This window comes from Methylobacterium sp. ARG-1, assembly GCF_001262595.1.
In the GTDB taxonomy this organism is placed as follows: Bacteria; Pseudomonadota; Alphaproteobacteria; order Rhizobiales; family Beijerinckiaceae; genus Methylobacterium; species Methylobacterium brachiatum.
Genome location: NZ_LHCD01000015.1, coordinates 146024 through 165112 on the forward strand (window position 1 = coordinate 146024; position 19089 = coordinate 165112).

37 protein-coding genes and 1 tRNA gene are annotated in these 19089 nt (G+C 68.6%); 32 read left to right on the forward strand and 6 right to left on the reverse strand.

Annotated elements, in window-relative coordinates:
• Positions 1-66 precede the first annotated feature (66 nt).
• The 3 genes from AKJ13_RS15845 to AKJ13_RS15855 all read right to left on the reverse strand — a co-directional run bounded on the left by AKJ13_RS15845 (position 67) and on the right by AKJ13_RS15855 (position 1107).
• Positions 67-510: a MucR family transcriptional regulator gene (locus AKJ13_RS15845; protein ID WP_050734213.1), complete on the reverse strand. Its 444-nt coding sequence runs from the start codon at positions 508-510 to the stop codon at positions 67-69.
• Positions 511-583: 73 nt separating this feature from the next.
• On the reverse strand, positions 584-817 hold the full coding sequence (locus tag AKJ13_RS15850; RefSeq protein ID WP_050734214.1) for a hypothetical protein: 234 nt from the start codon (positions 815-817) through the stop codon (positions 584-586).
• On the reverse strand, positions 814-1107 hold the full coding sequence (locus AKJ13_RS15855) for a hypothetical protein (RefSeq protein ID WP_244471621.1): 294 nt from the start codon (positions 1105-1107) through the stop codon (positions 814-816). Before AKJ13_RS15855 ends, AKJ13_RS15850 begins: the two co-directional genes overlap by 4 nt.
• 393 nt (positions 1108-1500) lie before the next feature.
• Between AKJ13_RS15855 and AKJ13_RS15860 the strand changes: the two genes are divergently transcribed.
• Positions 1501-1857 (forward strand): hypothetical protein, encoded by a 357-nt coding sequence (locus AKJ13_RS15860; RefSeq protein ID WP_050734216.1) that lies wholly within the window; start codon positions 1501-1503, stop codon positions 1855-1857.
• 218 nt (positions 1858-2075) lie between these two features.
• Here AKJ13_RS15860 and AKJ13_RS31890 read toward each other — a convergent pair whose 3' ends face one another.
• Positions 2076-2219, reverse strand: a complete 144-nt coding sequence (locus AKJ13_RS31890) for a hypothetical protein (protein ID WP_160320607.1) — start codon at positions 2217-2219, stop codon at positions 2076-2078.
• Positions 2220-2348: 129 nt separating this feature from the next.
• Here AKJ13_RS31890 and AKJ13_RS15870 point away from each other — a divergent pair, with 129 nt between their 5' ends.
• The 15 genes from AKJ13_RS15870 to AKJ13_RS15930 all read left to right on the forward strand — a co-directional run bounded on the left by AKJ13_RS15870 (position 2349) and on the right by AKJ13_RS15930 (position 9160).
• Complete coding sequence (locus tag AKJ13_RS15870) at positions 2349-3161, forward strand: S24 family peptidase (RefSeq protein WP_244471622.1); 813 nt, start codon at positions 2349-2351, stop codon at positions 3159-3161.
• 504 nt (positions 3162-3665) lie between these two features.
• Entirely contained in the window at positions 3666-3815 is a 150-nt protein-coding gene (locus tag AKJ13_RS31895; protein WP_160320608.1) for a hypothetical protein, read from the forward strand.
• A complete protein-coding gene (locus AKJ13_RS15875; protein ID WP_050734219.1) occupies positions 3815-4039 on the forward strand; it encodes a hypothetical protein in 225 nt (74 codons plus the stop codon). The genes AKJ13_RS31895 and AKJ13_RS15875 overlap by 1 nt, the downstream gene beginning before the upstream one ends.
• On the forward strand, positions 4039-4377 hold the full coding sequence (locus AKJ13_RS15880) for a YdaS family helix-turn-helix protein (protein ID WP_050734220.1): 339 nt from the start codon (positions 4039-4041) through the stop codon (positions 4375-4377). Before AKJ13_RS15875 ends, AKJ13_RS15880 begins: the two co-directional genes overlap by 1 nt.
• Positions 4377-4658 (forward strand): hypothetical protein, encoded by a 282-nt coding sequence (locus AKJ13_RS15885; RefSeq protein WP_050734221.1) that lies wholly within the window; start codon positions 4377-4379, stop codon positions 4656-4658. Before AKJ13_RS15880 ends, AKJ13_RS15885 begins: the two co-directional genes overlap by 1 nt.
• A complete protein-coding gene (locus AKJ13_RS15890; protein WP_050734222.1) occupies positions 4658-5038 on the forward strand; it encodes a hypothetical protein in 381 nt (126 codons plus the stop codon). Before AKJ13_RS15885 ends, AKJ13_RS15890 begins: the two co-directional genes overlap by 1 nt.
• A complete protein-coding gene (locus AKJ13_RS15895) occupies positions 5035-5370 on the forward strand; it encodes a hypothetical protein (RefSeq protein ID WP_050734223.1) in 336 nt (111 codons plus the stop codon). Before AKJ13_RS15890 ends, AKJ13_RS15895 begins: the two co-directional genes overlap by 4 nt.
• Positions 5367-5627, forward strand: coding sequence for a hypothetical protein (locus AKJ13_RS15900; protein WP_050734224.1), 261 nt, complete (start codon positions 5367-5369; stop codon positions 5625-5627). The genes AKJ13_RS15895 and AKJ13_RS15900 overlap by 4 nt, the downstream gene beginning before the upstream one ends.
• A complete protein-coding gene (locus AKJ13_RS15905; protein WP_050734225.1) occupies positions 5624-5971 on the forward strand; it encodes a helix-turn-helix transcriptional regulator in 348 nt (115 codons plus the stop codon). The genes AKJ13_RS15900 and AKJ13_RS15905 overlap by 4 nt, the downstream gene beginning before the upstream one ends.
• The gene (locus tag AKJ13_RS31900) at positions 5968-6120 is read left to right on the forward strand and encodes a hypothetical protein (protein WP_160320609.1); all 153 of its coding nucleotides are present in this window, start codon (positions 5968-5970) and stop codon (positions 6118-6120) included. Before AKJ13_RS15905 ends, AKJ13_RS31900 begins: the two co-directional genes overlap by 4 nt.
• Positions 6121-6152: 32 nt before the next feature.
• Complete coding sequence (locus AKJ13_RS15910; RefSeq protein ID WP_244471623.1) at positions 6153-6500, forward strand: hypothetical protein; 348 nt, start codon at positions 6153-6155, stop codon at positions 6498-6500.
• Between the two features lie 5 nt (positions 6501-6505).
• Positions 6506-7480: a PD-(D/E)XK nuclease-like domain-containing protein gene (locus AKJ13_RS15915; RefSeq protein WP_050734300.1), complete on the forward strand. Its 975-nt coding sequence runs from the start codon at positions 6506-6508 to the stop codon at positions 7478-7480.
• A complete protein-coding gene (locus AKJ13_RS15920; RefSeq protein ID WP_050734227.1) occupies positions 7477-8469 on the forward strand; it encodes an AAA family ATPase in 993 nt (330 codons plus the stop codon). The genes AKJ13_RS15915 and AKJ13_RS15920 overlap by 4 nt, the downstream gene beginning before the upstream one ends.
• Positions 8469-8846, forward strand: coding sequence for an SLOG family protein (locus AKJ13_RS15925; RefSeq protein ID WP_050734228.1), 378 nt, complete (start codon positions 8469-8471; stop codon positions 8844-8846). The genes AKJ13_RS15920 and AKJ13_RS15925 overlap by 1 nt, the downstream gene beginning before the upstream one ends.
• The gene (locus AKJ13_RS15930) at positions 8843-9160 is read left to right on the forward strand and encodes a hypothetical protein (RefSeq protein ID WP_050734229.1); all 318 of its coding nucleotides are present in this window, start codon (positions 8843-8845) and stop codon (positions 9158-9160) included. The genes AKJ13_RS15925 and AKJ13_RS15930 overlap by 4 nt, the downstream gene beginning before the upstream one ends.
• Positions 9161-9177: 17 nt before the next feature.
• On the opposite strand, the gene AKJ13_RS30500 is transcribed toward AKJ13_RS15930, so the two are convergent.
• Positions 9178-9828 (reverse strand): DUF4145 domain-containing protein, encoded by a 651-nt coding sequence (locus tag AKJ13_RS30500; RefSeq protein WP_200905643.1) that lies wholly within the window; start codon positions 9826-9828, stop codon positions 9178-9180.
• A gap of 179 nt (positions 9829-10007) precedes the next feature.
• On the opposite strand from AKJ13_RS30500, the gene AKJ13_RS15935 reads away from it, so the two are divergent.
• The 14 genes from AKJ13_RS15935 (at position 10008) to AKJ13_RS32670 (ending at position 16764) form a co-directional block, all read left to right on the forward strand.
• The gene (locus tag AKJ13_RS15935) at positions 10008-10688 is read left to right on the forward strand and encodes a hypothetical protein (RefSeq protein ID WP_050734230.1); all 681 of its coding nucleotides are present in this window, start codon (positions 10008-10010) and stop codon (positions 10686-10688) included.
• Positions 10685-10885 carry a hypothetical protein gene (locus AKJ13_RS15940; protein ID WP_050734231.1) on the forward strand — a complete coding sequence of 67 codons (201 nt, stop codon included), beginning with the start codon at positions 10685-10687 and terminating at the stop codon, positions 10883-10885. Before AKJ13_RS15935 ends, AKJ13_RS15940 begins: the two co-directional genes overlap by 4 nt.
• Before the next feature lie 27 nt (positions 10886-10912).
• On the forward strand, positions 10913-11227 hold the full coding sequence (locus AKJ13_RS15945) for a hypothetical protein (protein ID WP_050734232.1): 315 nt from the start codon (positions 10913-10915) through the stop codon (positions 11225-11227).
• Positions 11228-11231: 4 nt separating this feature from the next.
• On the forward strand, positions 11232-11669 hold the full coding sequence (locus AKJ13_RS15950) for a hypothetical protein (protein ID WP_050734233.1): 438 nt from the start codon (positions 11232-11234) through the stop codon (positions 11667-11669).
• Positions 11666-11839: a hypothetical protein gene (locus tag AKJ13_RS31905; protein ID WP_160320610.1), complete on the forward strand. Its 174-nt coding sequence runs from the start codon at positions 11666-11668 to the stop codon at positions 11837-11839. The genes AKJ13_RS15950 and AKJ13_RS31905 overlap by 4 nt, the downstream gene beginning before the upstream one ends.
• Positions 11832-12926 carry a phage Gp37/Gp68 family protein gene (locus AKJ13_RS15955; protein WP_050734234.1) on the forward strand — a complete coding sequence of 365 codons (1095 nt, stop codon included), beginning with the start codon at positions 11832-11834 and terminating at the stop codon, positions 12924-12926. Before AKJ13_RS31905 ends, AKJ13_RS15955 begins: the two co-directional genes overlap by 8 nt.
• Positions 12919-13209, forward strand: coding sequence for a hypothetical protein (locus tag AKJ13_RS15960; RefSeq protein ID WP_050734235.1), 291 nt, complete (start codon positions 12919-12921; stop codon positions 13207-13209). The genes AKJ13_RS15955 and AKJ13_RS15960 overlap by 8 nt, the downstream gene beginning before the upstream one ends.
• Positions 13202-13492 (forward strand): hypothetical protein, encoded by a 291-nt coding sequence (locus tag AKJ13_RS15965; protein ID WP_144426273.1) that lies wholly within the window; start codon positions 13202-13204, stop codon positions 13490-13492. The genes AKJ13_RS15960 and AKJ13_RS15965 overlap by 8 nt, the downstream gene beginning before the upstream one ends.
• A 2-nt stretch (positions 13493-13494) precedes the next feature.
• The gene (locus tag AKJ13_RS15970) at positions 13495-13782 is read left to right on the forward strand and encodes a hypothetical protein (RefSeq protein WP_050734237.1); all 288 of its coding nucleotides are present in this window, start codon (positions 13495-13497) and stop codon (positions 13780-13782) included.
• Complete coding sequence (locus AKJ13_RS15975; protein ID WP_064774632.1) at positions 13775-14479, forward strand: hypothetical protein; 705 nt, start codon at positions 13775-13777, stop codon at positions 14477-14479. Before AKJ13_RS15970 ends, AKJ13_RS15975 begins: the two co-directional genes overlap by 8 nt.
• Entirely contained in the window at positions 14476-14748 is a 273-nt protein-coding gene (locus AKJ13_RS31400; protein ID WP_144426274.1) for a hypothetical protein, read from the forward strand. The genes AKJ13_RS15975 and AKJ13_RS31400 overlap by 4 nt, the downstream gene beginning before the upstream one ends.
• A complete protein-coding gene (locus tag AKJ13_RS15980) occupies positions 14745-15350 on the forward strand; it encodes a DUF1643 domain-containing protein (RefSeq protein ID WP_050734239.1) in 606 nt (201 codons plus the stop codon). Before AKJ13_RS31400 ends, AKJ13_RS15980 begins: the two co-directional genes overlap by 4 nt.
• Before the next feature lie 2 nt (positions 15351-15352).
• Complete coding sequence (locus AKJ13_RS15985) at positions 15353-15601, forward strand: hypothetical protein (protein WP_050734240.1); 249 nt, start codon at positions 15353-15355, stop codon at positions 15599-15601.
• Positions 15602-16044: 443 nt separating this feature from the next.
• The gene (locus AKJ13_RS32670; protein ID WP_244471628.1) at positions 16045-16764 is read left to right on the forward strand and encodes a tyrosine-type recombinase/integrase; all 720 of its coding nucleotides are present in this window, start codon (positions 16045-16047) and stop codon (positions 16762-16764) included.
• On the opposite strand, the gene AKJ13_RS16000 is transcribed toward AKJ13_RS32670, so the two are convergent.
• Positions 16724-16799, reverse strand: a tRNA-Glu gene (locus AKJ13_RS16000). The two genes, AKJ13_RS32670 and AKJ13_RS16000, sit on opposite strands and share 41 nt — an antisense overlap.
• A gap of 104 nt (positions 16800-16903) precedes the next feature.
• On the opposite strand from AKJ13_RS16000, the gene AKJ13_RS16005 reads away from it, so the two are divergent.
• Together AKJ13_RS16005 and rpoH are read left to right on the forward strand one after the other, a co-directional pair.
• Positions 16904-17887: an RluA family pseudouridine synthase gene (locus AKJ13_RS16005; RefSeq protein WP_050734243.1), complete on the forward strand. Its 984-nt coding sequence runs from the start codon at positions 16904-16906 to the stop codon at positions 17885-17887.
• Between the two features lie 260 nt (positions 17888-18147).
• Positions 18148-19041: an RNA polymerase sigma factor RpoH gene (gene rpoH, locus AKJ13_RS16010; RefSeq protein WP_007565114.1), complete on the forward strand. Its 894-nt coding sequence runs from the start codon at positions 18148-18150 to the stop codon at positions 19039-19041.
• Positions 19042-19089: the final 48 nt, after the last annotated feature.

Genomic DNA, 19089 nt, shown 5'->3' on the forward strand with positions numbered 1-19089 from the left:
TCTGCCCGGTCGCGCCCCGGATTGGCGCCCGGCCCAGGAGCGGGCCGGGATCAGGTCAGGATTGAATCAGGCGACCGCGGCGAGCGGCTTCCGGGCGGCCTGGCCGCCGACGACACCGAGCCCGAGGTTCTTGGCGAGCACGGAGCGCTGGGCGCTGTAGCTGGCGCAGACCATCGGGTAGTCGGCGGGCAGGCCGAAGCGCTGGCGGTAGGTGTGCGGGTCAAGCCCGTGCCGAGTGAGGTGGCGCTTCAGAGTCTTGTAGGACCGGCCGTCGATGAAGCTGACCAGGCCATCGGGCCGGATCGACTTGCGGATCTCGGACTGGCTGGGCCGGGTCGCATCGACCTCAGCCGGTATCGCGGTCTGGCCGAGGCCGGTGATCGCCGCGTGCACGGACGCGATCAGCGCTGGCAGCTCGGACGCTGCGACGTGGTTGCCGCGGACGTAGCTGGCGACGACCTGCACCGTGAAGTCGACGGCGATACCGGTTTCGGGCTGCTGTTCGGACATTGTGTGCTCCAGTCGCGCGGGAGCGCCCCGCGTGGGCGGGCCTTTCAGCCGGGGAAGCGGAGATCGAGGAGCGTCATGGCCGGCGCTCCCGGGTGTCGGTGCGGGGATCCTGGTCGCGCTCCCAGAGCCGCGGATTCCATTCGGCCGGCGGGCAGATCGCGTCCGCGGCGGCGCCGTAGCGCTTGGCGTCGGCGGCACGCCGGTTCCGGAAAGCGACGATCGAGCGGATGCGGGCGTTGGCCCGGGCCTCGTCCAGCTGGGCGACCCACTCGAGCAGGCGCAGGACATGAAAGCGGATCGGCCTCATCGCGACGCCCTCCGGAAGTCCTCGGCCAGCATCTCGTCGATGGCCCGCCGCTCAGCCAGGAGCTTCAGCTTCCGCTCTTCGCGGGCGAGGTCGTCGAGCCAGGGCACCGGGTTCGCCATGGCGCCGACGACGAAGGCCAGGCCGTAGCGGTTCAGGATCGGGCCGACGTAATCCAGCGAGGGCTTGGCCTCTCCGCTGAACCACTTTTCGACCGTGCGCGCGGGCGCGTTGATCGCCTCGGCGACGCACTGAGCCGCCTTCACCGGATGGATCTGGCGCCACTGCGCCACCCATCTTTGGGGCTCGATTACCCATCCTTGGGTATCGCTGGACCCAGACTTCCGCATGTCATTCCCCGATGCTGTGAACATCGGGGATGAGGACGGGCCGGAGATGCAGGAGGCGGCCGACATCAGCGATCTCCCAGGGTGTGGAGAACCTGTGCAGACACACGAAAAGCACCCCGGCCAGCAGCTGGCAGGCACGACGGCAGAGGTGCGGAAAGGGCGGACCCCGCGGCGGGTCCGAGTCTCAATCGAAGGCCGCGGGGCGCCTCAGCTCCGGCGAGGAACGCAACAGAGCGAGGGGAAAAACGAATGGTTGACCGAGCCCGTAGACGCCATGACGGCGCAACGATCCGGGCGGTATCCTGCGCGCGGGCACGAGGCCCGACCGGTGAGATCATGGGCGCGCAGATCGTCATATCAGGCAGCCCGCCGGAATACGGGCAGGCGCTGGACCGCACGGCCCAGGCGCTGAACGAGCGTCACCGCTTCCGGGGCACGCTCATCCCGCGCAACGATGACTGGCCGCGCAGCGACCAGGATCACCGAGCCACCGGCCGCACGATGGGCAAGCCAGGACAGCAGCTCGGCGTCCTGCGCCTCGGCCTGAAGGTGCTGGGCCGCGCGCTCCATATCGAAGGCGTGCTGCGCGGCCTCGATGGCCTCCTGCGGCTCGATACGACCGGCAGAGCGCGCTGCCCGGCCCAGAGCGGCGGACTGCACAGCGAACGCCATCGCGGCCCGGCGGCACGCTAGGCCGAGCGTCAGGAGAGAGTGAGCATCGATCACGGTGGGCTCCACGCTGGAGACCGCCACCGAGGCCGCGGCCTCGACGCTGGCGACGGCGATGGCACGCGATGAAGAGATGCCGGGGCTTTCTCGGCCCGTGCCCGGCGTACGGGGTCCGCACAGGGCAGTCCTGCGGAGGCCCTGGTCGAGGTCGGACGCGCCGAAGCGCGAAGGGGATGAGACGCTCATACGACGAGCGCCCAGACGAGGCCGGCGCCGAGCGTCGTGACGACCAACGGGAACAGGCCGCGGCACCAGAGGAGCGCGGCGCCTAGAACGGCGGCGGATACGATGAACGGGGCGGTTAGTAGCGCTCCGGCGGCCGACATCAGGCAGCCGCTTCTTCGACGGACGTCAGCTGCGTCCGCCGATCATTCGGCAGATGCACGTGCACAAGGACGTCGTTGTCGATCGCCAATCCCCTCGCGCGGGCCGCGTCGACGATCAGAGGCCAGTAGATGACCGGAATTGAACTGCGCTGGCGCATGTCGCTGCCGCGCGCGCCAGGGTTCTTTGAGAACCCGCAGATCACGCCAAAGGCAGTGGGCTCCCCGAGTGCAGCGATGATTTCGGCGACGGATTCCCTGGCGACGAGAACGCTACGCCTGATGCGTAGCGGTTGTCAACGCACATTGCGTAACGCTTTGTGCGAAGCGCGGGTCATGGATACGATCGCTGAGCGCCTCCAGTATCTCCGCAAGAAGGCCGGCTTCGAAACGGCAACCGACGCAGCACGTGCGTTTGGCTGGAAGGTGCCGACCTATCTCGGCCATGAGAACGGCGACAGGAACCCGAGCCGCGACACCGCCAAGCGCTATGGCGCGGCTTACAAGGAGCGTTGGGAGTGGATCCTTGAGGGCGGCCCGCGATTGGAGGCGCCAAAGGATGACACGGTGCCGATCGTTGGCGATGTCGGCGCGGGCGCTCGCATAGTCTTCAACGGTGAGCCACAGGGTGGCTATGACCGCGCAGCAAGGCCACCAGGATCATCGCCGAATACGGTGGCTGCTCGCGTCCGAGGCGACTCCATGCCCGGCCTCGCCGAGGATGACTGGCTAATCTACTATGACGATCGTGTTCGCGGCTTGCCCGATGAGTGGATTGGACAGCTATGCGTTGTGTGGATCTCGGAGGACGAGGTCTACGTGAAGAAGGTCTTCCGTGGGCGGGACAACGGCCCCTATTTTCTCGTCTCAACCGGCGGTTTACCGCCGATTGAGGTGGATGGGATTGAGTGGTCCGCCAAGGTCGCCTGGATCAAGCCGCGCTAATATTCGTCAGTTTCCGGCACCTCGCCGATGCGTGCCAAGAACGTGGGCTCTGCGTATTCATCTGCGCTGCTGGACCCAGGACGTGAATAGGCTAGCGCGCCGACGGCCTTCTTATAACCGACGAGACGTTCGGCCAGCCGCTTTGCAGCTTCAGCGCTAGGGCACTGCCTGACAGCGGCCGCAGCTATTCCTCCACGACCGCCGCGAACAAATGGTTGTACTGCGTGATACTGCGTATGGGCCATCGCTTGACCTTGTTCGCGTTCTGACGATCAGAACTTGAGCCTGAAATTAGAACGCAACAAGAACAAATCTACGGGTTTCGCGCACAATCTGAAATCGCATGACGCCACCGTGGGTTGGGCTGTGCGCGGTTGTGGACAACGCATCCGGTAGAGCGCCAAAGCGTCAATTCCCAACCGCTACGCAATATGCGTTGACAGCCGTTACGCACGATGCGTAGTATCGGCTCCATCGCCGCTCACCGAGCCGATGGAGCCCCCGATGCTCACCGCCCTCGACCTCTACCTCTCAACCGCCCCGCTCCCCGAGGTGATGACCTACGTCGGTCTCGCCATGCTGACGATCGGCCTCAGCCCGTTCGTGCCGGGCGTCATCGTCGATCACGTGGCTGCCTACCGGGCCGCTCACTGATGGCCGGCTCAACCGCCCGCGCCGTCGAGCGCAAGTTCTTCCAGGCCGTGCTCAGCCACGAGGTCGCACGCGGCCGCGCTGAGGTCGTCGCCCTGGAATGGTCGGCGCAGATCCGCTGCGAGGCCGGCACAAGCGAGCCGGGCTGCCCGCATTGTGGCAACCCGCAGCGCATGGGCCACGACGCCGGCTGCCGGCTCGGCGCCATCATCCGGCAGGTGGCGTGATGGCCGCCCGCCCGCGCTTCGCCACCACCGCCCAGGCCATGCGCGCCTCGGCCGCCATGCGCCGGGCCGTCAACGTAGCCGGTGGCGCCGCTCGTCTGGCGCAACAGCTCGGCCTGCACGTCTCGACCGTGACCGGCTGGGTTTTCTGCCCGACCGGTCATGTGGACACGGTCGCCGCCGTCACTGGGGTGTCCCGCAATGACCTGCGGCCTGACCTCTTCCCGCGTGCCGACACCGCCCAGCCGATGACGGCCGAGCAGGCTGTGGCCGCACACCTGGCTGCCGGCGAGTATTTCGCTCGCTTCGGTCGCTGCCTCTCGCTCGAGGAGGCGCACTGATGGCCGCCCAGCGCACCTTCCGCTTCGCTGTCGATGGCGACAGCTGCATCAATCTCGCGGGCGATCGACGCCTCGCGCTGCTGGCCGTGTGCGTGGCCTCGCAGCAGGGCGCCGGCTTCGGCGACTACCTCGATCTGCGGCAGGTCGAATGCCCGTCCTGTCGAGCGCCGGGCTTCAACACCGGCTGGGGCGCATGGCGCTTCACCTGCGGCGCCGAGGTGCTCGGCGGCGAGGATGTCGATTTTACCGAGCCCTGCGGCGCCAAGACGGAGGCCGCGTGATGGCCGTCATCGACCTCCTGCCCCGCGAGGAACTGATGCTGTCCGAGGCCGGACGGAGGAGCACACGCGCGATCCCGATGACGGCGTGGCGCGGCGCTTCGGGCCGGCGCTACGTCGCCCGCATTCACAAGCCGCACGAGCTCGAACCCGACGAGGCCACGCGCATCGTCGTGATCGGCATCGCCCGGGACGAGGGCGGTAACGCCCACCGGCGCGGCGTCGCGTCCGGGCTCGATCGTGCCAGCGCCGAATCCTGGCTGCTCCGCATGCGCCACTCCGGCTGCACCGAGATCCACGTCCACCGCACGACGGCGGACGCTGCCGAATGCCGGGCCATCGCCCGCGACCTCAGCCCTTTCGCCAACGGAGCACATAGGTGATTTCGCAGCCCGCCATCATCGTGACCCAGCACGAGCTCGATCAGCTGCACACCTTCGCCGAGCGCGCGGTGCGGTCCGATCGCATCCATCGCCTGGAGATCCAGCGCCTCGCGCTGGCGCATGCCGTGGCCGTCCAGGAGCTGGCGGTCATCCGCATGGCCCTGAGCCGCAAGGACACGGCGGGCGCGCTCACCGTGGTCGAGGCGCTCATGCTCCACAGCGGGGCGCACGCGATCAACATGGATGCCGAGCCGCTGCCGGCCGGCGTCGTGGATCTCGACGAGGTGCGGGCCGCACGCAGCATGGCCGCGGTCGACGGGGGCACGCTGTGAGCGCCGCGGCCGATCGCATCGAACGCCTCTGCATCAGCGAGGCGGCCCAGGCTTGCGGTGACACCGAGGCCAGCACCGAGCTGACGCTAGGCGTTGCGTCCGCGCTCGCGGCCGTCATCGCGGTGTCCCTGGGTGGTTCGCCAGACGCCAGCGCTCGGTTAGCGCGCGTCATCGCCGCCGGCTTGCCGGAGATGGTCGAGAAACGGGCAGCAGTCGTCCGGGTTCAGGTGCGGGAAGCCGTGGGGGGCTTCCAATGAGCGCGACCGCCACCACCCGGCGCGAGCCCGCGCTGCCAGCCGAGCACCGCCGCGCCGTCGGCGCCATGGTCCGCGCCGCCCGGGTTGCTCGCGGGCTCTCCATGGGCGCGGTCGGCGATCACATCGGCACCTCGTCGGTGATGATCCATCACGTCGAGAGCGGCCGCAGCCGCATGCCGCGCGCCCGGATCCCGGTGATCGCCGAGCTGCTCGGACTGGAGCCGCAGGCCTTCGAGCGGCCGTCGCTGGCCGCCCAGGACGATGACGAGGCGGACTTGCTCGCCGCCTTCCGCCACCTGCGCGAGGACGAGCGCCGCGCGCTGCTCGAGCTGGTGCGGCCATGACGGCGAGCATCACGCTCTGCACCGCCGGCGTGATCTGCGAGCCGGCTCCGGCGGTCACCATCACGGACGTCGCGCCGACCGCGCTGCTGCTGCTTGGCCTCGCCGTCCTGCTCCTCCTCCTCATCCGCAGCCCGGAGGGACGCCTGTGATCTTCCCGCCCTTCTCATCCCCGGAGGTCGTCATGACCCGCGCCGTCATGCCGGCGGACCATCTGCCCCGCCCAGAGCAGATGACGCCCGAGCGCGCCGCGCAGGCGCTCTACACAAAGGGGCATCGGGCCCTGACGGCGAGCGGCTCGGACCGCCAGCTCGCCGTCGAGATCGTTCGCGCGTTCGGCCCGGACGTCCGGTTCGGCGATGCGCTGAACAGCGGCGCCGCCATGCAGGCGGTTCGCTACCACCTGCAGCGCCTCTGCGCCGAGGCGATCGCCGCGCCCTTCGATCCCGAGCACCAGGTCGCGGCCCAAGCGGAATCCGATCGCTGTGCTCGGCAGATGGGGCGCGGCCTGAAGACGGAAGCGGCGGAGTGATGGCCATGAAGATCAAGCCACACCTCGCCGGCTACGTCGGCGGCCCGGGCCTCTATCAGATGCCGGCTGATGTCTACCACGCCGACTGCGCACCCGAGCCGTCGCTGTCCTCGTCGATCGCCCGCACGCTCTTGGAGTCGAGCCCGCAGCACGCCTGGATCGCGCACCCGCGACTGGGCTGCCAGATCGAGGCGGAGCGCGACCCGAGCCGGCCAAAGGAGATCGGCACCGTCGCCCATAAGCTGATCCTCGGGCAGGGGGCGGACGTCGTGCTGATCGACGCCGACGACTATCGCTCAGCCGCAGCGAAAGCGCAGCGCACGCAGGCCTACGCGGATGGCCACTGCCCCATCCTGCGGCCCGATGGTGAGAAGGCCGACGCGCTCGCTGACCAGGTCGCTGAGAAGCTCGCGCTCATCCCGGGCTGTGAGGGCTTCAACAAAGCGCCGGCCGAGGTGGTCGCGGTCGCCCAGGACCGGTCCGGCGCCTGGCTCCGGATCATGATGGACCGGGTCGAGATCCACCCGACCCACGCCATCATCTGGGACGTGAAGACCGGCGATCAGTCCGCCGCTCCGCAACTGCTCGGCCGTCGCGTCGAGAGCATGCAGATGGAGGTCCAGGCCGCCCTCTACGTGCACGTCCTCGCGATCCTGCTGCCGCATCTCGCCGGCCGCATCCGCTTCCGCTGGATCTTCGTCGAGAACGAGTTCCCGCACGCGCTCAGCGTCGCCGAGGCCGACGGCGCCGGCATGGAGATCGGCGCCCGGAAAATGGCCGCCGCGATCCATGTCTGGAATCGCTGCCGAGCCACCGGCGAGTGGCCGGGCTACCCCGCCCAGATCGTCCGGTTCGACTACCCCGAATGGGCCGCCCGCCGCTGGTCCGAGCGCGAGGAGCTCGACCCGCAGCTCTCCGGCGTCTCGTACGACATCGCGCAGAGCCCGTTCCGCCCCCTCGATATGGAGAGCGCAGCGTGAGCTTCAGCTTCGCCCCCGCCGTTCGCGAGCAGGTCTCGCTCCTCATCGCGCTCGCCGGCGCCTCCGGATCCGGCAAGACGAAGTCTGCCCTGCGCCTGGCCGAGGGCATCTCGCCTTCGGGCAAGATCGCCTTCATCGACACCGAGGCTCGGCGCGGTCTGCACTACGCCGAGCAGCACCGCTTCCTGCACGCTGACATGCGGCCACCCTTCAAGCCGGGGCGCTTCGTCGAGGCGATCGCTGCGGCCGAGGCTACCGGCGCCGAGGTCGTGATCCTCGACAGCTTCAGCCACGAATACGACGGCGAGGGCGGCATCATCGATTGGGCCGACGCGCTGGCGGAATCTGGCACCAAGGCTCCGGGCAACTGGAAGGAGCCCAAGCTCGCGCACAAGCGGATGATGAACGCGCTGCTTCAATGCCGCGCCACGCTGATCTTCTGCCTGCGCGCCGACGAGAAGATCGAGATCGTCCGGGAAGGCGGCCGCACGCAGGTCCGTCCGCTCGGTTGGATGCCGATCTGCGAGAAGCGGTTCATGTACGAGATGACGGCGAGCTTCACGCTCTCGCCGGACTCCCCCGGGATCCCGCGGTTCGACCTGCCGCACAAGGTGCAAGAGCAGCATCGCGGCTTCTTCCCGGAGCGCATCGCGATCGACGAGGACGCGGGCCGCAAGCTTGCCGCCTGGGCGCGCGGTGGGGCTGTTCCCGCTGCCGACAAGCGCTCCGATGGGCCGCGCCGCGGCAAGGAGGCCCTGTTCGCCGATGCCCGCACCCGGGCCGAGGACGGCTCGTTCGCCCTGGCTGAATGGCGCGGTGAGCTGCCCGAGCGCGCGCAGAAGGTCCTGGAGGAGATCGCCGACGAGCTGGATGAGATCGCCGCCGCGGCCGATGCACGGGACTCCGGCCCGGCCGACGACAGCGACGACGGCTTCCCGGGCGACACGCCGGCCAGCGTGGGCATACCGGCGGGCGAGGTGGTCGCGTGATGCGCGTGCTCGTCTGCGGAGGCCGCGAACTCAACCCGTCGCTCGTCTGGCACTGGCTGGAGTCGCACGCGACCGAGGAATGCGCAGATGCGCTCGGCCGCGCCCAGCATGTACTGATTACGCACGTGATGCAGGGCGGGGCCACCGGCGCAGATGCGGGCGCAGAGCAATGGGCCCTGTCCAGCGGGATTCCGGTGTCGAGCTTCCGGGCGGACTGGGAGCAGTACGGCCGGCAAGTGGGCCCACTGCGGAACACACGGATGCTGGCCGAGGGCCGGCCCGACGCGGTGATCGCGTTCCCAGGCGGCGCGGGCACGGCCGACATGGTGCGCAAGGCGCGCGCGGCCGGGCTGCCGGTGGTGGAGGCGCGGATATGAAGCCGCTCACCCCACGTCAGATCGCGGTGCTGGCAATGATACGCCAGGCGGGCGTGTGCCGGATCGCTGTGCGTAAGACCCAGCGCCGCCCCGACTCTCATGGCCGGTGGCGGATGGTGCGGCCTCAGCTCAGCGACGAGCCTACTGCCTATCGCGCGGAATGCGGTGGCCGCCGCCTGCCGATCCGGACTGTCGAGGCGCTGCTGTGCCGCGGTGAGCTCGTCCCGCTGCGCCGCGGCTGGAGCCTGTGCGTCAGGCTTCGGGCGCGAGACCCGCAGCCCCTCGCGGCGAGCGGCGAAGGGGTGGCGGCATGAGACGGCGCGGGACGCGACTACTCAGCTGCTCGCCGAGTTGCACGTCTTTCAGCTGCGAGCCGCAATCGCTCGGGTTCAGTGAAGAGGCGCGTGAGCAGAGCCTCTGTGAAGTCGAGCAGATCGAGAGCATCTGCTTTCGTCAGCGTGCCTTGATGGGCTCCGTCGTTGCCATCTTGATGGATAGCGGCGGACAACTCTCGCAGGGCCTCAGGCAACTTTCCGTGGTCGAACAACCAAGGAAGTCGCATGCCAAGATCCCGTCGGGTCCGACGATTGATACCTGTCGTCCCTTCTGGAGGCAGCAAAGGACGGGTAGCCAGATCCAGTGCCATGCGAAACATGGTGGCCGCCGCGTTCCAGCATCCTGCGGAGATACACTTTGCCCCTTCGTCGAAGGCGCTTCGTATAGGAGGAGGCAAAAACTCAGGCGGCTTCACGCAGCCCACATTCTTCAAACTTACATAGCCTTTCATATCGAAAAGTTCGGTTATGTCATAAGAAATTCTACTTATATTCTCATTAACGTCTTCCGTTCTCCTGTCAGCCTTATTTTTTATGGCAAAAATAGTTCCGCTGTTGCATTTTCTGCAAATGGAATAAGCTTCGTAGTGATGTTGCCACCGGTGTTCTACGAAGATGAGGTGGAAAGCCGCGATATCGAACGTCATGCGCTCCACGCTGCATCTCGGGCAACCCGCAACAATGGTGGCCATTCAAGCTATTTCCGCGACTGTCATTCAGGAGCCCGACGGGTATCGCACGTCTTTGACGTGCAGGCAGCCCGCCAGATCGCGAGCACATTAGCGTTCGAGCCTGCAAGCAGCATCAGCACCATCCAGGTGCTGGCATGATCCACTACCACGGCACCCCGATCACGCCCGTCTCGGCGCTCTACCAGCTCGCCGGCCGGCACTTCTGCGTCAGCCACGCGCGGCCGGAGCAGGTCGCGCGGGTCCACGAGATCGGCCAGAGCGTGATGCTCGACAACGGCGCCTTCTCGAAGTGGAAGCGCGGCGCCGAGACCAACTGGCCAAACTTCTACGCTTGGTGCGATCGCTGGCTCGGATTCCCGACCACCTGGGCGGTGATCCCGGACGTGATCGATGGCGGCTCGCAGCTGCAGGATGCGCTCGTTCGGGAATGGCCGTTCGGCCACCGCGGCGCGCCGGTCTGGCACATGGACGAGCCGCTGCACCGGCTGCTGCGACTGTGCTCGGAATGGCCGCGGGTCTGCATAGGCTCGACCGCCGAATACCGGAAGGTCATGTCCGACCTCTGGCGCCGCCGGATGGACGAGTGCTGGAACGCGCTCGCCCGCGAGCACCGGCACCTGCCGTGGGTCCACATGCTCCGCGGCATGCAGTGCAGCGGCGAGGTCTGGCCGTTCGCATCGGTCGACAGCACCGACATCGCGCAGAACCACTGGCGCCCGCAGAACACGCCGCGCGGCATGGCCGATCGGTGGGACGCCATGCAGACGCCTGGTGCGTGGATGCTCCGGCCCGAGCAGCTGGAGCTCGTGGCATGACCAAACGCCTCCCCAACCTCGACCAGATCAGCCTCGACCTGATGATCGCCGGCACGAAGGCCGCCGGCGTCCGGCGCACCAACGCCAACAGGTCCGCCTGCGCCGACTTACAGATCGCGATCCGCGAAGCCCTGCGCGCCGTCCTGCCGGAGCACGATCCCCGGCGGGATCCCGCCTACCCGTTCAATCAGGAGTGAGCCGTCATGGTTAGAGGGATCGGCCGCATGAGCCCGCTGCTGGGCTTGGCTCTTGCCGGAGCGCTCGTCGGCGGCGCCGACGTACTCCGATCTGCGCCACCGGTAGACTCCGAGCGAGAGCGGCATCGCGAGCAGGAGCGCAGCCGGCGCGAGAAGCGGGCGCACCAGGATCGCGCGTGGGAACGCCGGCAGCGCCGCCAGCGCGAGGACGAGATGCGTGAGCGCCTGCTGCGCCAGAGCATCGCCGCGGGCCGGGACGACCGGGCCGACAAGTACCTGCACAGCGCCGCCCGCCGCCGTCGCGACGCTGAGCGTGCCAGCCGTCCCCTCATCGCGGAGTAGCCCCATGGCCGAGTCCAGCACCATCACGCGCGAGATGATCGAGGCGGCCGCTGCGGCGATCGCCAATGCCCGGGGCGGCCGACGGGGCGCACCCGAGATCGTCAACGTCCTCGAGATCCTGCCGCAGAAGCTGAAGGACGAGGTCCTTGAGGACGCCGAGGCCGCGCTGACCGCCGCTCAGGGTGACGCGCTGACGGTCGGCATCAAGGCCGGGATTGACGCTGCGATCAGGGGCATCGACGCGACGATCCTGAACGTCGGCTCGGAGTGTGACCGCCGGGGAATCCAGGATCCCCAGACGGGCGAGGTGCCCTGCGACGGCGAGGAAGACAGGGGCTGCGCCTGCTCGGAAGCCCTGGAGCTTGGCGTCCGGCTCATCAAGAACTTGCGCTCGGCCGACGTCGCCAAGATCGCCGCCCTCGCGACGGGAGGCGCCCGATGAGCCTCGACCTGAACAAACTCAAGCGGCTCAGCGCCCTGATCGAGGATCTGCTCGACGAGGTCGAGGACAGCGAAGAGGGCGACGCCATGGCCGAGGCTCTGTTCGAGCCGCTCAGCCAGGCCAGCGCCGCCGTGCACGGTGTGCTGACGAAGGAGGCCGCCCGTGGCTGAGACCTTATCCATCGAATGGACCGCCGCGACTTGGCAGATCGTGACCGGGTGCACCATCGACACCCCGGGTTGCACGAACTGCTATGCGATGAAGCTCGCCGGGACCCGCCTGCGGAATCACCCGTCCCGCGTGGGCCTCACGCGAGAGACGAAGGCCGGCCCGGTCTGGACGGGCGAGGTCCGGTTCAATGAGCAGTGGCTTCTCCAGCCGCTGCTGTGGGCCCGCGGGCGCAACATCTTCGTGGCCGCCCATGGCGACCTGTTTCACCCGGGCGTACCGGATGAGGTGCTGGATCGGATCTTCGCTGTCATGGCGGCTTCGTCCCAGCACACCTTTCAGGTGCTGACGAAGCGCTCCGGCCGAATGCGGGCGTACCTGTCGGCGCCCGACCTGGTGGCGCGGATCATTGCCGTGCTGGAGGCGATGTCCCGGGAGATCGGTCCGGGCAGGAACAGCCGCGACCCGCGGGGCGGCGCGGGCTGGAATTGCTTCGCAGCGGCCGAGAACCTGAAGCTGGGAAACGAGCGCAGTTCGTGGCCGCTCTGGCCGCTGAAGAACGTCTGGCTCGGCGTCTCAGCCGAGGATCAGCGCCGGGCCGACGAGCGCGTGCCGGACCTGCTGGCGACGCCGGCCGCGGTGCGGTTCGTGTCGGCCGAGCCGCTGCTGGGGCCGATCGACTTCACGAGCATCTCGACCATGCGCTTCCGCGGCGCAGAGGTCCTGAACAGCCTGACCGGCGAGCTGCAGGGGATGTTCGGCGATCCGTGCCGCACGACGCTCCCGCCACTCTCTTGGATCATCGTCGGCGGCGAGAGCGGCCCCGGTGCTCGACCCATGCACCCGGACTGGGCGCGCCAAATTCGCGACGCCTGCGCAGCCGCAGGAACAGCGTACCTATTCAAGCAGTGGGGTGCATGGGGGCCTGGGTCGCTCTTCCCCGACGCGATCCCGGGTAGCCGCTCGTACGACTTCGGCGACTCATCGCTCGGTGACGATCAATCGGTCTGGCTCGTCGGCAAGAAGGTCGCCGGCCGCCTCTTGGATGGCGTCGAGCACAACGGCTTCCCGGAGGTGCGTCATGGGTGAGCGTCCGCCTTTCCGCACCGGCGACAGCATCCTGCACAAGCCGTCCGGCGAGACTTGGGTCTGTGCATGGGCCGACCCGGCGACTGGCTACCTGTCCTGGCTGGGCTGGCCGCCCGGCGAGGCAAAGATCTCCGACTTCGATCTGGCGAAGGCCGCGACGGATGAGGAGCACCGGAAGTGGCTGCGCGACCTGAAACGGTCGGAACGCCGCGACGCTGCGAGAGCGCTCCGGCTCTACGGCGACCCTGATGCCGGCCAGATCGCCGAGGTGACCCATGGGTGAGCAGAAGCGCAGGGCTGCGGCCGGCCACGTCCCGCCGGAAGGCATGGCCAACGTCTCAGGCCGGCACGTCACCGAGCTCGCCCGCGGGATCATGGACCTGCTGGAGAAGCCCTTGAACGAGGGCATGCAGGCCGACATCGCCGCCCACGTGATGGTCGTGACCGCCGTGGATCTGTGGCGGGCGAACTACGGCGACGATCTCGCCGCCGACGCCCTGAAGCGCGCGATCGACCGGCGGCTGGAGAAGCCGACGGAATACTGGGGCGGGAAGCGGGGAACCTGACCATGCACATCGGACGTGTGGCGGGCGCGACCCGCAACCTCGGAGCCCCGAAGGACTGGGATGAGGCGAAGGACGGCATCTGCGGCGGCTTGCCGATCCGCGACGAGCCGCACAGCCCGGGCGTGAACCGCATGGTCTCGGCCTGGCTGCCGACCATGGAGGAGATCGCGCTCTTGGTGGCGGGCGCGCCGATCTACCTATCGGTGGTCGGCACCTCGCATCCGCCTGTCTGGGTCTTCGTCGGCGAGCCGCCGGCGGAGGATGCGGTCGAGGAGGTGGCCCGTGGCTGACCGTCCCATCCTGTTCAGCGCGCCTATGGTCCAGGCGCTACTCGCCGGCCGGAAGACGCAGACGCGCCGGATCCTGAAGCTGCCCAAGTGGGCGAGCACCGACCCGAGCCACATCGAGTTCGGAGCATCGGGGGCGCCGGAAGTGATCTGCCGGGACACCGGCTGCCTCGTGACGCTTCCGCTACCCTACGCCGGCGGCGACCGGCTGTGGGTGAAAGAGACGTGGCGCGCATCCTACGGGCTCGACTGGCATGATGAAGCGCTGGGTCGAGCGCCGAAGCCAAGCGATATCCCGGTAGGGAGCGTGCTGGAGTATCTCGCTGATGGCGAGCGGGAGTTGGGCGGCAAGATCCGCCCGAGCCTCTTCATGCCGCGCTGGGCCAGCCGCCTGACGCTCCTGGTGACGGAGGTCCGGCTCGAGCGGCTGAACGCCATGTCAGCCGCCGACGCGATCGCCGAGGGCATCCAGGACCTGCGCACGCCCGAGCACAGCGACTTCGGCATTCCTGGTCTGGTCAACGCGCAGCACCCGGTCCGTGCATTCTGGCTGCTCTGGGACTTCATCAACGGCGAGGGCGCCTGGCTCGCGAACCCGTGGGTCGTCGCGATCAGCTTCGAGGTCCTGCGCCTCAACATTGACGACGTGCCTGTGCAGTTCGCCCCGGCCGACGCGCTCAACATCGCGGGGGCGGCATGAGCGCGAAGCCCCAGTTCGACATCAAGCCGACGATGCGGCGCGGGCCGCCCGAATGCCCGTCGAACCCCGCCTATCCGGAGGGCGTCGATGTCCAGCAGGCAGCGCCTGGCGTCCCATCCTGTCGAGTTGATCTCCCGTACCCGGCGCCCGAGCGCCTGGTCTGGCGGGTTCGCTGCCGGCGGTGCGGCTACACGCTGGCGATCACTGCGGCCGGACGCGCCGACGACCCGCGCTCTGCCACCGTGCCCTACCGGAGGAAGCTGCAATGAGCACGGCCGCCCTCGCCACTCGCGACCTCTTCGGCGTGCCCTTCGCCGACACGATCGCCCGCTCGGCCAACCTGTCTCGCTGCGGCGCCTACCGCTTCACGCTGACCCGCACGTGGTCGAGCGAGGGCGGCCACGTCTGCTTCATCGGGCTGAACCCGAGCACCGCCGACCACCGGCAGGACGACCCGACCGTGCGCCGCTGGATCCACTTTGCCCGGTCGTGGGGCTACGGCGGGTTCACAGCGGTCAACCTCTATCCGCTGCGCACCCCGTCGCCGGCCGAGTGCCGCGCCTGGGCGCAGTTCATGGACAACGGCCCGGACTGGCACGCTCGCGACGTGATCCACTTTAGCAACCTGCCGCAGCTCGTGCGCGAGGCGAAGGCGGCCGCGCTGGTCGTGGCCTGCTGGGGCGCCGGCGCATGGGATCCTGAGTTCGTCGACGAGGTGCTTGAGGAGATCACCACCGGCGAGGCGCCGTGGCCGGCCGTGCACTGCTTCGGCCTGACCGCCGACGGCGCGCCGATGCACCCGATGGCACGGGGCCGGTCGCGGATTCCGGATCACGCGCGGCCGATGCTCTGGAAGGCGAAGGAGGGCTAACGATGCGAGGTCGCCAGGATGACATCGCGTTCGCGCCCCGGATTGAGGTGAGCCCGCGCCGCGGTCTGCGTCGGGAGGAGTCGGCACGGTACGTCGGCGTCAGCGCATCGAAGTTCGACGAGATGGTCCGTGACGGCCGGATGCCGAAGCCAAAGCGCATCGACGGCTGTGTGGTCTGGGACCTCCGGCGCCTGGACTTGGCATGGGACGCCCTCGGCGGCGATGATGGGGGCTCGAATCCGTGGGACTGAGCTCTGTGGTCAGCATCGACCTGCCCTTCGTCATCGCCGACACAGACCGGCACGGCAACGTCCGGTATTACTTTCGGCGGCGACCGGAGAAGAAGGTGCGCCTGCGGGGCAAGCCGGGCTCTGCCGAGTTCGGGGCGGCCTATGCGGCGGCTCGCGACCGGCAGATCCAGCCCGAGCCGGAGCGGCGCGTCCGGCCGTCCAAGGGCTCGTTTATCGACGTCTCGCAGCGCTACTACGCGGCCCACGCCTATACGAAGCTCGATGCCTCGACGCAGGGCTGGCAGAAGCGAGCGCTTGACGAGATTGCCGCCAGCGACAAGGGCGCGGCCCCGCTCGCGATGATGCAGCCGCGGCACGTCCGGCGCATGCGGGACGCGAAGGCCGAGACGCCGGCCGCCGCGAACACCATGCTCAAGGCGCTTCGAGCACTCTTCCATTGGGCGATGGAGGAGGAGATCGTCGAGGCGGACCCGACGCGCGACGTGAAGCGGGTCCAGTACGTCACCAAGGGGCACCACACATGGACCCTGGACGAGGTCGATCAGTTCGAGCGCCGGCACCCGGTCGGGACGAAGCCACGCCTAGCCTTCGCGCTGCTGCTTTACACCGCTTCCCGGCGGGAAGATGCGCCGCGCCTGGGCCCGCAACACATCAGCGTCGGCCGGCTCCGATACGTCCAGGCGAAGAACGAGCACCGCAAGCCGATCTCGATGGACGTGCCGGTGTTCCCAGATCTCGCAGAGGCCATCGCGGCGGCGCCGAGTGCGCACCTGACCTTCCTCGTCACCGAGTACGGCAAACCGTTCTCGACGGCGGGCTTCGGCAACCGGTTCCGCGAGTGGTGCAACCAGGCAGGCTTACCGCACTGCTCGGCCCACGGGCTGCGCAAGGCGACCGCGGCGCGGCTGGCCGAGCGGGGCTGCACGCCGCACGAAATCATGGCCGTGACGGGCCACCAGACACTCGAGGAGGTGGAGCGATACACCCGGGAGGCTCAACGCGCAGGGCTCGCCGACAGCGCTTGGAGGCGTTACGCGAACGGGCAGCGTGGTCCCACCGCAGATAGGGGTTCGGGTCCCACTTCCGCTAAGTCACTGTCAGAACTTGCTAAAAATGCGCCGGTGGCGCTCCCAAGGGGAATCGAACCCCTGTTTTCGCCGTGAGAGGGCGACGTCCTAGACCGCTAGACGATGGGAGCTTTCCGGCGGCGCCCGGGTGCTATAGCCACGCCCCGTCGGGGGAGCAAGGGGCTTCTTTCGAGATTCCGTATGGATCGGTGCGGATGGGGCACGGATAGAGGTCGTGGTGGACGCATTGGACGAGGCGCGGGTCGGGATCGTCGCGGATGGAGGGATCAGGCTCGACCGGGCGCTGGTGGCCTTGTTTCCGGACCTGTCCCGGGCTCGGCTTCAGGATCTGGTGCGCGACGGGCGCGTGACCCGGGACGGGACCCCGGTCCGCGATCCCTCCGCAAAGGTCGCGGCCGGCGCGCAGATCGTGCTGGCGGTGCCGCCGCCGGCGGATGCGGAACCCGCGGCCGAAGCCGTCGACCTGGCGATCGCCTATGAGGACGACGACCTCGTAGTCATCGACAAGCCGGCGGGCCTCGTGGTCCATCCGGCGCCGGGCCACGAGAGCGGGACGCTGGTCAACGCTCTGATCGCCCATTGCGGCGCGAGCCTCTCGGGGATCGGCGGCGTGCGCCGGCCCGGCATCGTCCACCGGCTCGACAAGGATACGAGCGGCCTGATCGTCGTCGCGAAGAACGACCCGGCTCATCAGGGCCTGACCGCGCAATTCGCCGATCACGGGCGGACGGGGCCGTTGGAGCGGGCCTACGCGGCCCTGGTCTGGGGTATCCCGCAGCCGCGCACGGGGACGATTCAGGCCAGCCTCGCCCGCTCGCGACACAATCGGGAGAAGATCGCCGTGGTGTCGGACGAGTCCGGGCGGCACGCGGTGACCCATTACACGGTCGCCGAGACCTATCCCGAGGTCTCGCTGGTGCGCTGCCGCCTGGAGACCGGGCGGACCCATCAGATCCGCGTGCACCTCGCCCATCGCGGCCACCCGCTCCTCGGGGATCCGGTCTATGGCGGCGCGTTCCGCACCAAGGCGGCGCGGCTGTCGGCGCCAGCGCGGGACGCGCTCACGGCTCTGGGGCGGCAGGCCCTGCACGCGGAACTGCTGGGCTTCAGCCATCCGCGCACCGGGGAGACCCTGCGGTTCGAGAGCCCGATCCCGCCCGACATCGCCGCGCTCATGGACACTCTCGCGAAAGCTTGAGCGACGATGGGCGGACAGGAAACTGAATCCGCGCCACGTGCGAAAGATCACGCCGGGCCGCGTCACATCGTGACATGGTACGACCATTCGGCCGGTCGCGCGTTGATGGCGACGTGGGTGTCCCCAACCGCTACCGGTCCGTCCGACTTACCCGTATGACATGGGTGGCCGGGAGGGTCGGCTCAAGAGCGGCCCCAGTGGACGGCACTGTTGCCCGTCGCGTCCGCCCGTCAAGGGGGACCAGAGTCCAGGAGAATGCCATGGCCGGTACGCTACCCGTGCTCGCCAATGAAGGTGGCCTCTCGCGCTACCTCGACGAGATCCGCAAGTTCCCGATGCTGGAGCCGACGGAGGAGTTCACGCTGGCCAAAAGCTGGCGGGATGCCGGCGACCGTGAGGCCGCGCATCGGCTCGTGACATCGCACCTGCGCCTCGTGGCCAAGATCGCCATGGGCTATCGCGGCTACGGCCTCCCGATCGGCGAGGTCGTGTCCGAGGGCAATGTCGGCCTGATGCAGGCGGTCAAGCGCTTCGATCCCGACAAGGGCTTCCGCCTGGCGACCTACGCCATGTGGTGGATCAAGGCGGCGATCCAGGAATACATCCTGCGCTCGTGGTCGCTCGTGAAGATGGGCACCACGGCGAACCAGAAGAAGCTGTTCTTCAACCTGCGCAAGGCGAAGGGGAAGATCTCGGCGCTCGACGAGGGCGACCTGCGCCCCGATCAGGTCAAGCAGATCGCCACCCGTCTCGGCGTGCCCGAGCAGGACGTGATCGACATGAACCGGCGCCTGTCCGGCGACACGTCGCTTAACGCGCCCCTTCGCGAGGAGGGCGAGGGCGAGTGGCAGGACTGGCTCGTCGACAATGCCCCGAGCCAGGAGACCGTGCTCGCCCGCGAGCAGGAGGGGCAGAACCGCCTCTCGGCCCTGCGCGACGCGCTGGGCGTGCTCAACCCGCGCGAGCGACGCATCTTCGAGGCGCGGCGTCTGGCCGAGGATCCGATCACGCTGGAGGACCTGTCCGGCGAGTTCGGCGTCTCCCGCGAGCGCGTCCGGCAGATCGAGGTTCGTGCCTTCGAGAAGGTGCAGGAAGCGGTCAAGCGCAACATCGCCAACCGCGAGCTGCCGCGCACGGGCATCGAGGCTCACTGATCGACCGATCCGACGCGTCGGGATGCGCGCCGGATCCGGTCACCTGCG

Coding starts and splice junctions, on each gene's coding strand:
- AKJ13_RS15845 (WP_050734213.1), bottom strand. CDS start 510: ATGTCCGAACAGCAGCCCGAAACCGGTATCGCCGTCGACTTCACGGTG.
- AKJ13_RS15850 (WP_050734214.1), bottom strand. CDS start 817: ATGAGGCCGATCCGCTTTCATGTCCTGCGCCTGCTCGAGTGGGTCGCC.
- AKJ13_RS15860 (WP_050734216.1), top strand. CDS start 1,501: ATGGGCGCGCAGATCGTCATATCAGGCAGCCCGCCGGAATACGGGCAG.
- AKJ13_RS31890 (WP_160320607.1), bottom strand. CDS start 2,219: ATGTCGGCCGCCGGAGCGCTACTAACCGCCCCGTTCATCGTATCCGCC.
- AKJ13_RS15870 (WP_244471622.1), top strand. CDS start 2,349: ATGACCGGAATTGAACTGCGCTGGCGCATGTCGCTGCCGCGCGCGCCA.
- AKJ13_RS31895 (WP_160320608.1), top strand. CDS start 3,666: ATGCTCACCGCCCTCGACCTCTACCTCTCAACCGCCCCGCTCCCCGAG.
- AKJ13_RS15875 (WP_050734219.1), top strand. CDS start 3,815: ATGGCCGGCTCAACCGCCCGCGCCGTCGAGCGCAAGTTCTTCCAGGCC.
- AKJ13_RS15880 (WP_050734220.1), top strand. CDS start 4,039: ATGGCCGCCCGCCCGCGCTTCGCCACCACCGCCCAGGCCATGCGCGCC.
- AKJ13_RS15885 (WP_050734221.1), top strand. CDS start 4,377: ATGGCCGCCCAGCGCACCTTCCGCTTCGCTGTCGATGGCGACAGCTGC.
- AKJ13_RS15890 (WP_050734222.1), top strand. CDS start 4,658: ATGGCCGTCATCGACCTCCTGCCCCGCGAGGAACTGATGCTGTCCGAG.
- AKJ13_RS15905 (WP_050734225.1), top strand. CDS start 5,624: ATGAGCGCGACCGCCACCACCCGGCGCGAGCCCGCGCTGCCAGCCGAG.
- AKJ13_RS31900 (WP_160320609.1), top strand. CDS start 5,968: ATGACGGCGAGCATCACGCTCTGCACCGCCGGCGTGATCTGCGAGCCG.
- AKJ13_RS15910 (WP_244471623.1), top strand. CDS start 6,153: ATGACCCGCGCCGTCATGCCGGCGGACCATCTGCCCCGCCCAGAGCAG.
- AKJ13_RS15915 (WP_050734300.1), top strand. CDS start 6,506: ATGAAGATCAAGCCACACCTCGCCGGCTACGTCGGCGGCCCGGGCCTC.
- AKJ13_RS15925 (WP_050734228.1), top strand. CDS start 8,469: ATGCGCGTGCTCGTCTGCGGAGGCCGCGAACTCAACCCGTCGCTCGTC.
- AKJ13_RS15930 (WP_050734229.1), top strand. CDS start 8,843: ATGAAGCCGCTCACCCCACGTCAGATCGCGGTGCTGGCAATGATACGC.
- AKJ13_RS30500 (WP_200905643.1), bottom strand. CDS start 9,828: ATGACGTTCGATATCGCGGCTTTCCACCTCATCTTCGTAGAACACCGG.
- AKJ13_RS15935 (WP_050734230.1), top strand. CDS start 10,008: ATGATCCACTACCACGGCACCCCGATCACGCCCGTCTCGGCGCTCTAC.
- AKJ13_RS15940 (WP_050734231.1), top strand. CDS start 10,685: ATGACCAAACGCCTCCCCAACCTCGACCAGATCAGCCTCGACCTGATG.
- AKJ13_RS15945 (WP_050734232.1), top strand. CDS start 10,913: ATGAGCCCGCTGCTGGGCTTGGCTCTTGCCGGAGCGCTCGTCGGCGGC.
- AKJ13_RS15950 (WP_050734233.1), top strand. CDS start 11,232: ATGGCCGAGTCCAGCACCATCACGCGCGAGATGATCGAGGCGGCCGCT.
- AKJ13_RS31905 (WP_160320610.1), top strand. CDS start 11,666: ATGAGCCTCGACCTGAACAAACTCAAGCGGCTCAGCGCCCTGATCGAG.
- AKJ13_RS15960 (WP_050734235.1), top strand. CDS start 12,919: ATGGGTGAGCGTCCGCCTTTCCGCACCGGCGACAGCATCCTGCACAAG.
- AKJ13_RS15965 (WP_144426273.1), top strand. CDS start 13,202: ATGGGTGAGCAGAAGCGCAGGGCTGCGGCCGGCCACGTCCCGCCGGAA.
- AKJ13_RS15970 (WP_050734237.1), top strand. CDS start 13,495: ATGCACATCGGACGTGTGGCGGGCGCGACCCGCAACCTCGGAGCCCCG.
- AKJ13_RS31400 (WP_144426274.1), top strand. CDS start 14,476: ATGAGCGCGAAGCCCCAGTTCGACATCAAGCCGACGATGCGGCGCGGG.
- AKJ13_RS15980 (WP_050734239.1), top strand. CDS start 14,745: ATGAGCACGGCCGCCCTCGCCACTCGCGACCTCTTCGGCGTGCCCTTC.
- AKJ13_RS15985 (WP_050734240.1), top strand. CDS start 15,353: ATGCGAGGTCGCCAGGATGACATCGCGTTCGCGCCCCGGATTGAGGTG.
- AKJ13_RS32670 (WP_244471628.1), top strand. CDS start 16,045: ATGGAGGAGGAGATCGTCGAGGCGGACCCGACGCGCGACGTGAAGCGG.
- rpoH (WP_007565114.1), top strand. CDS start 18,148: ATGGCCGGTACGCTACCCGTGCTCGCCAATGAAGGTGGCCTCTCGCGC.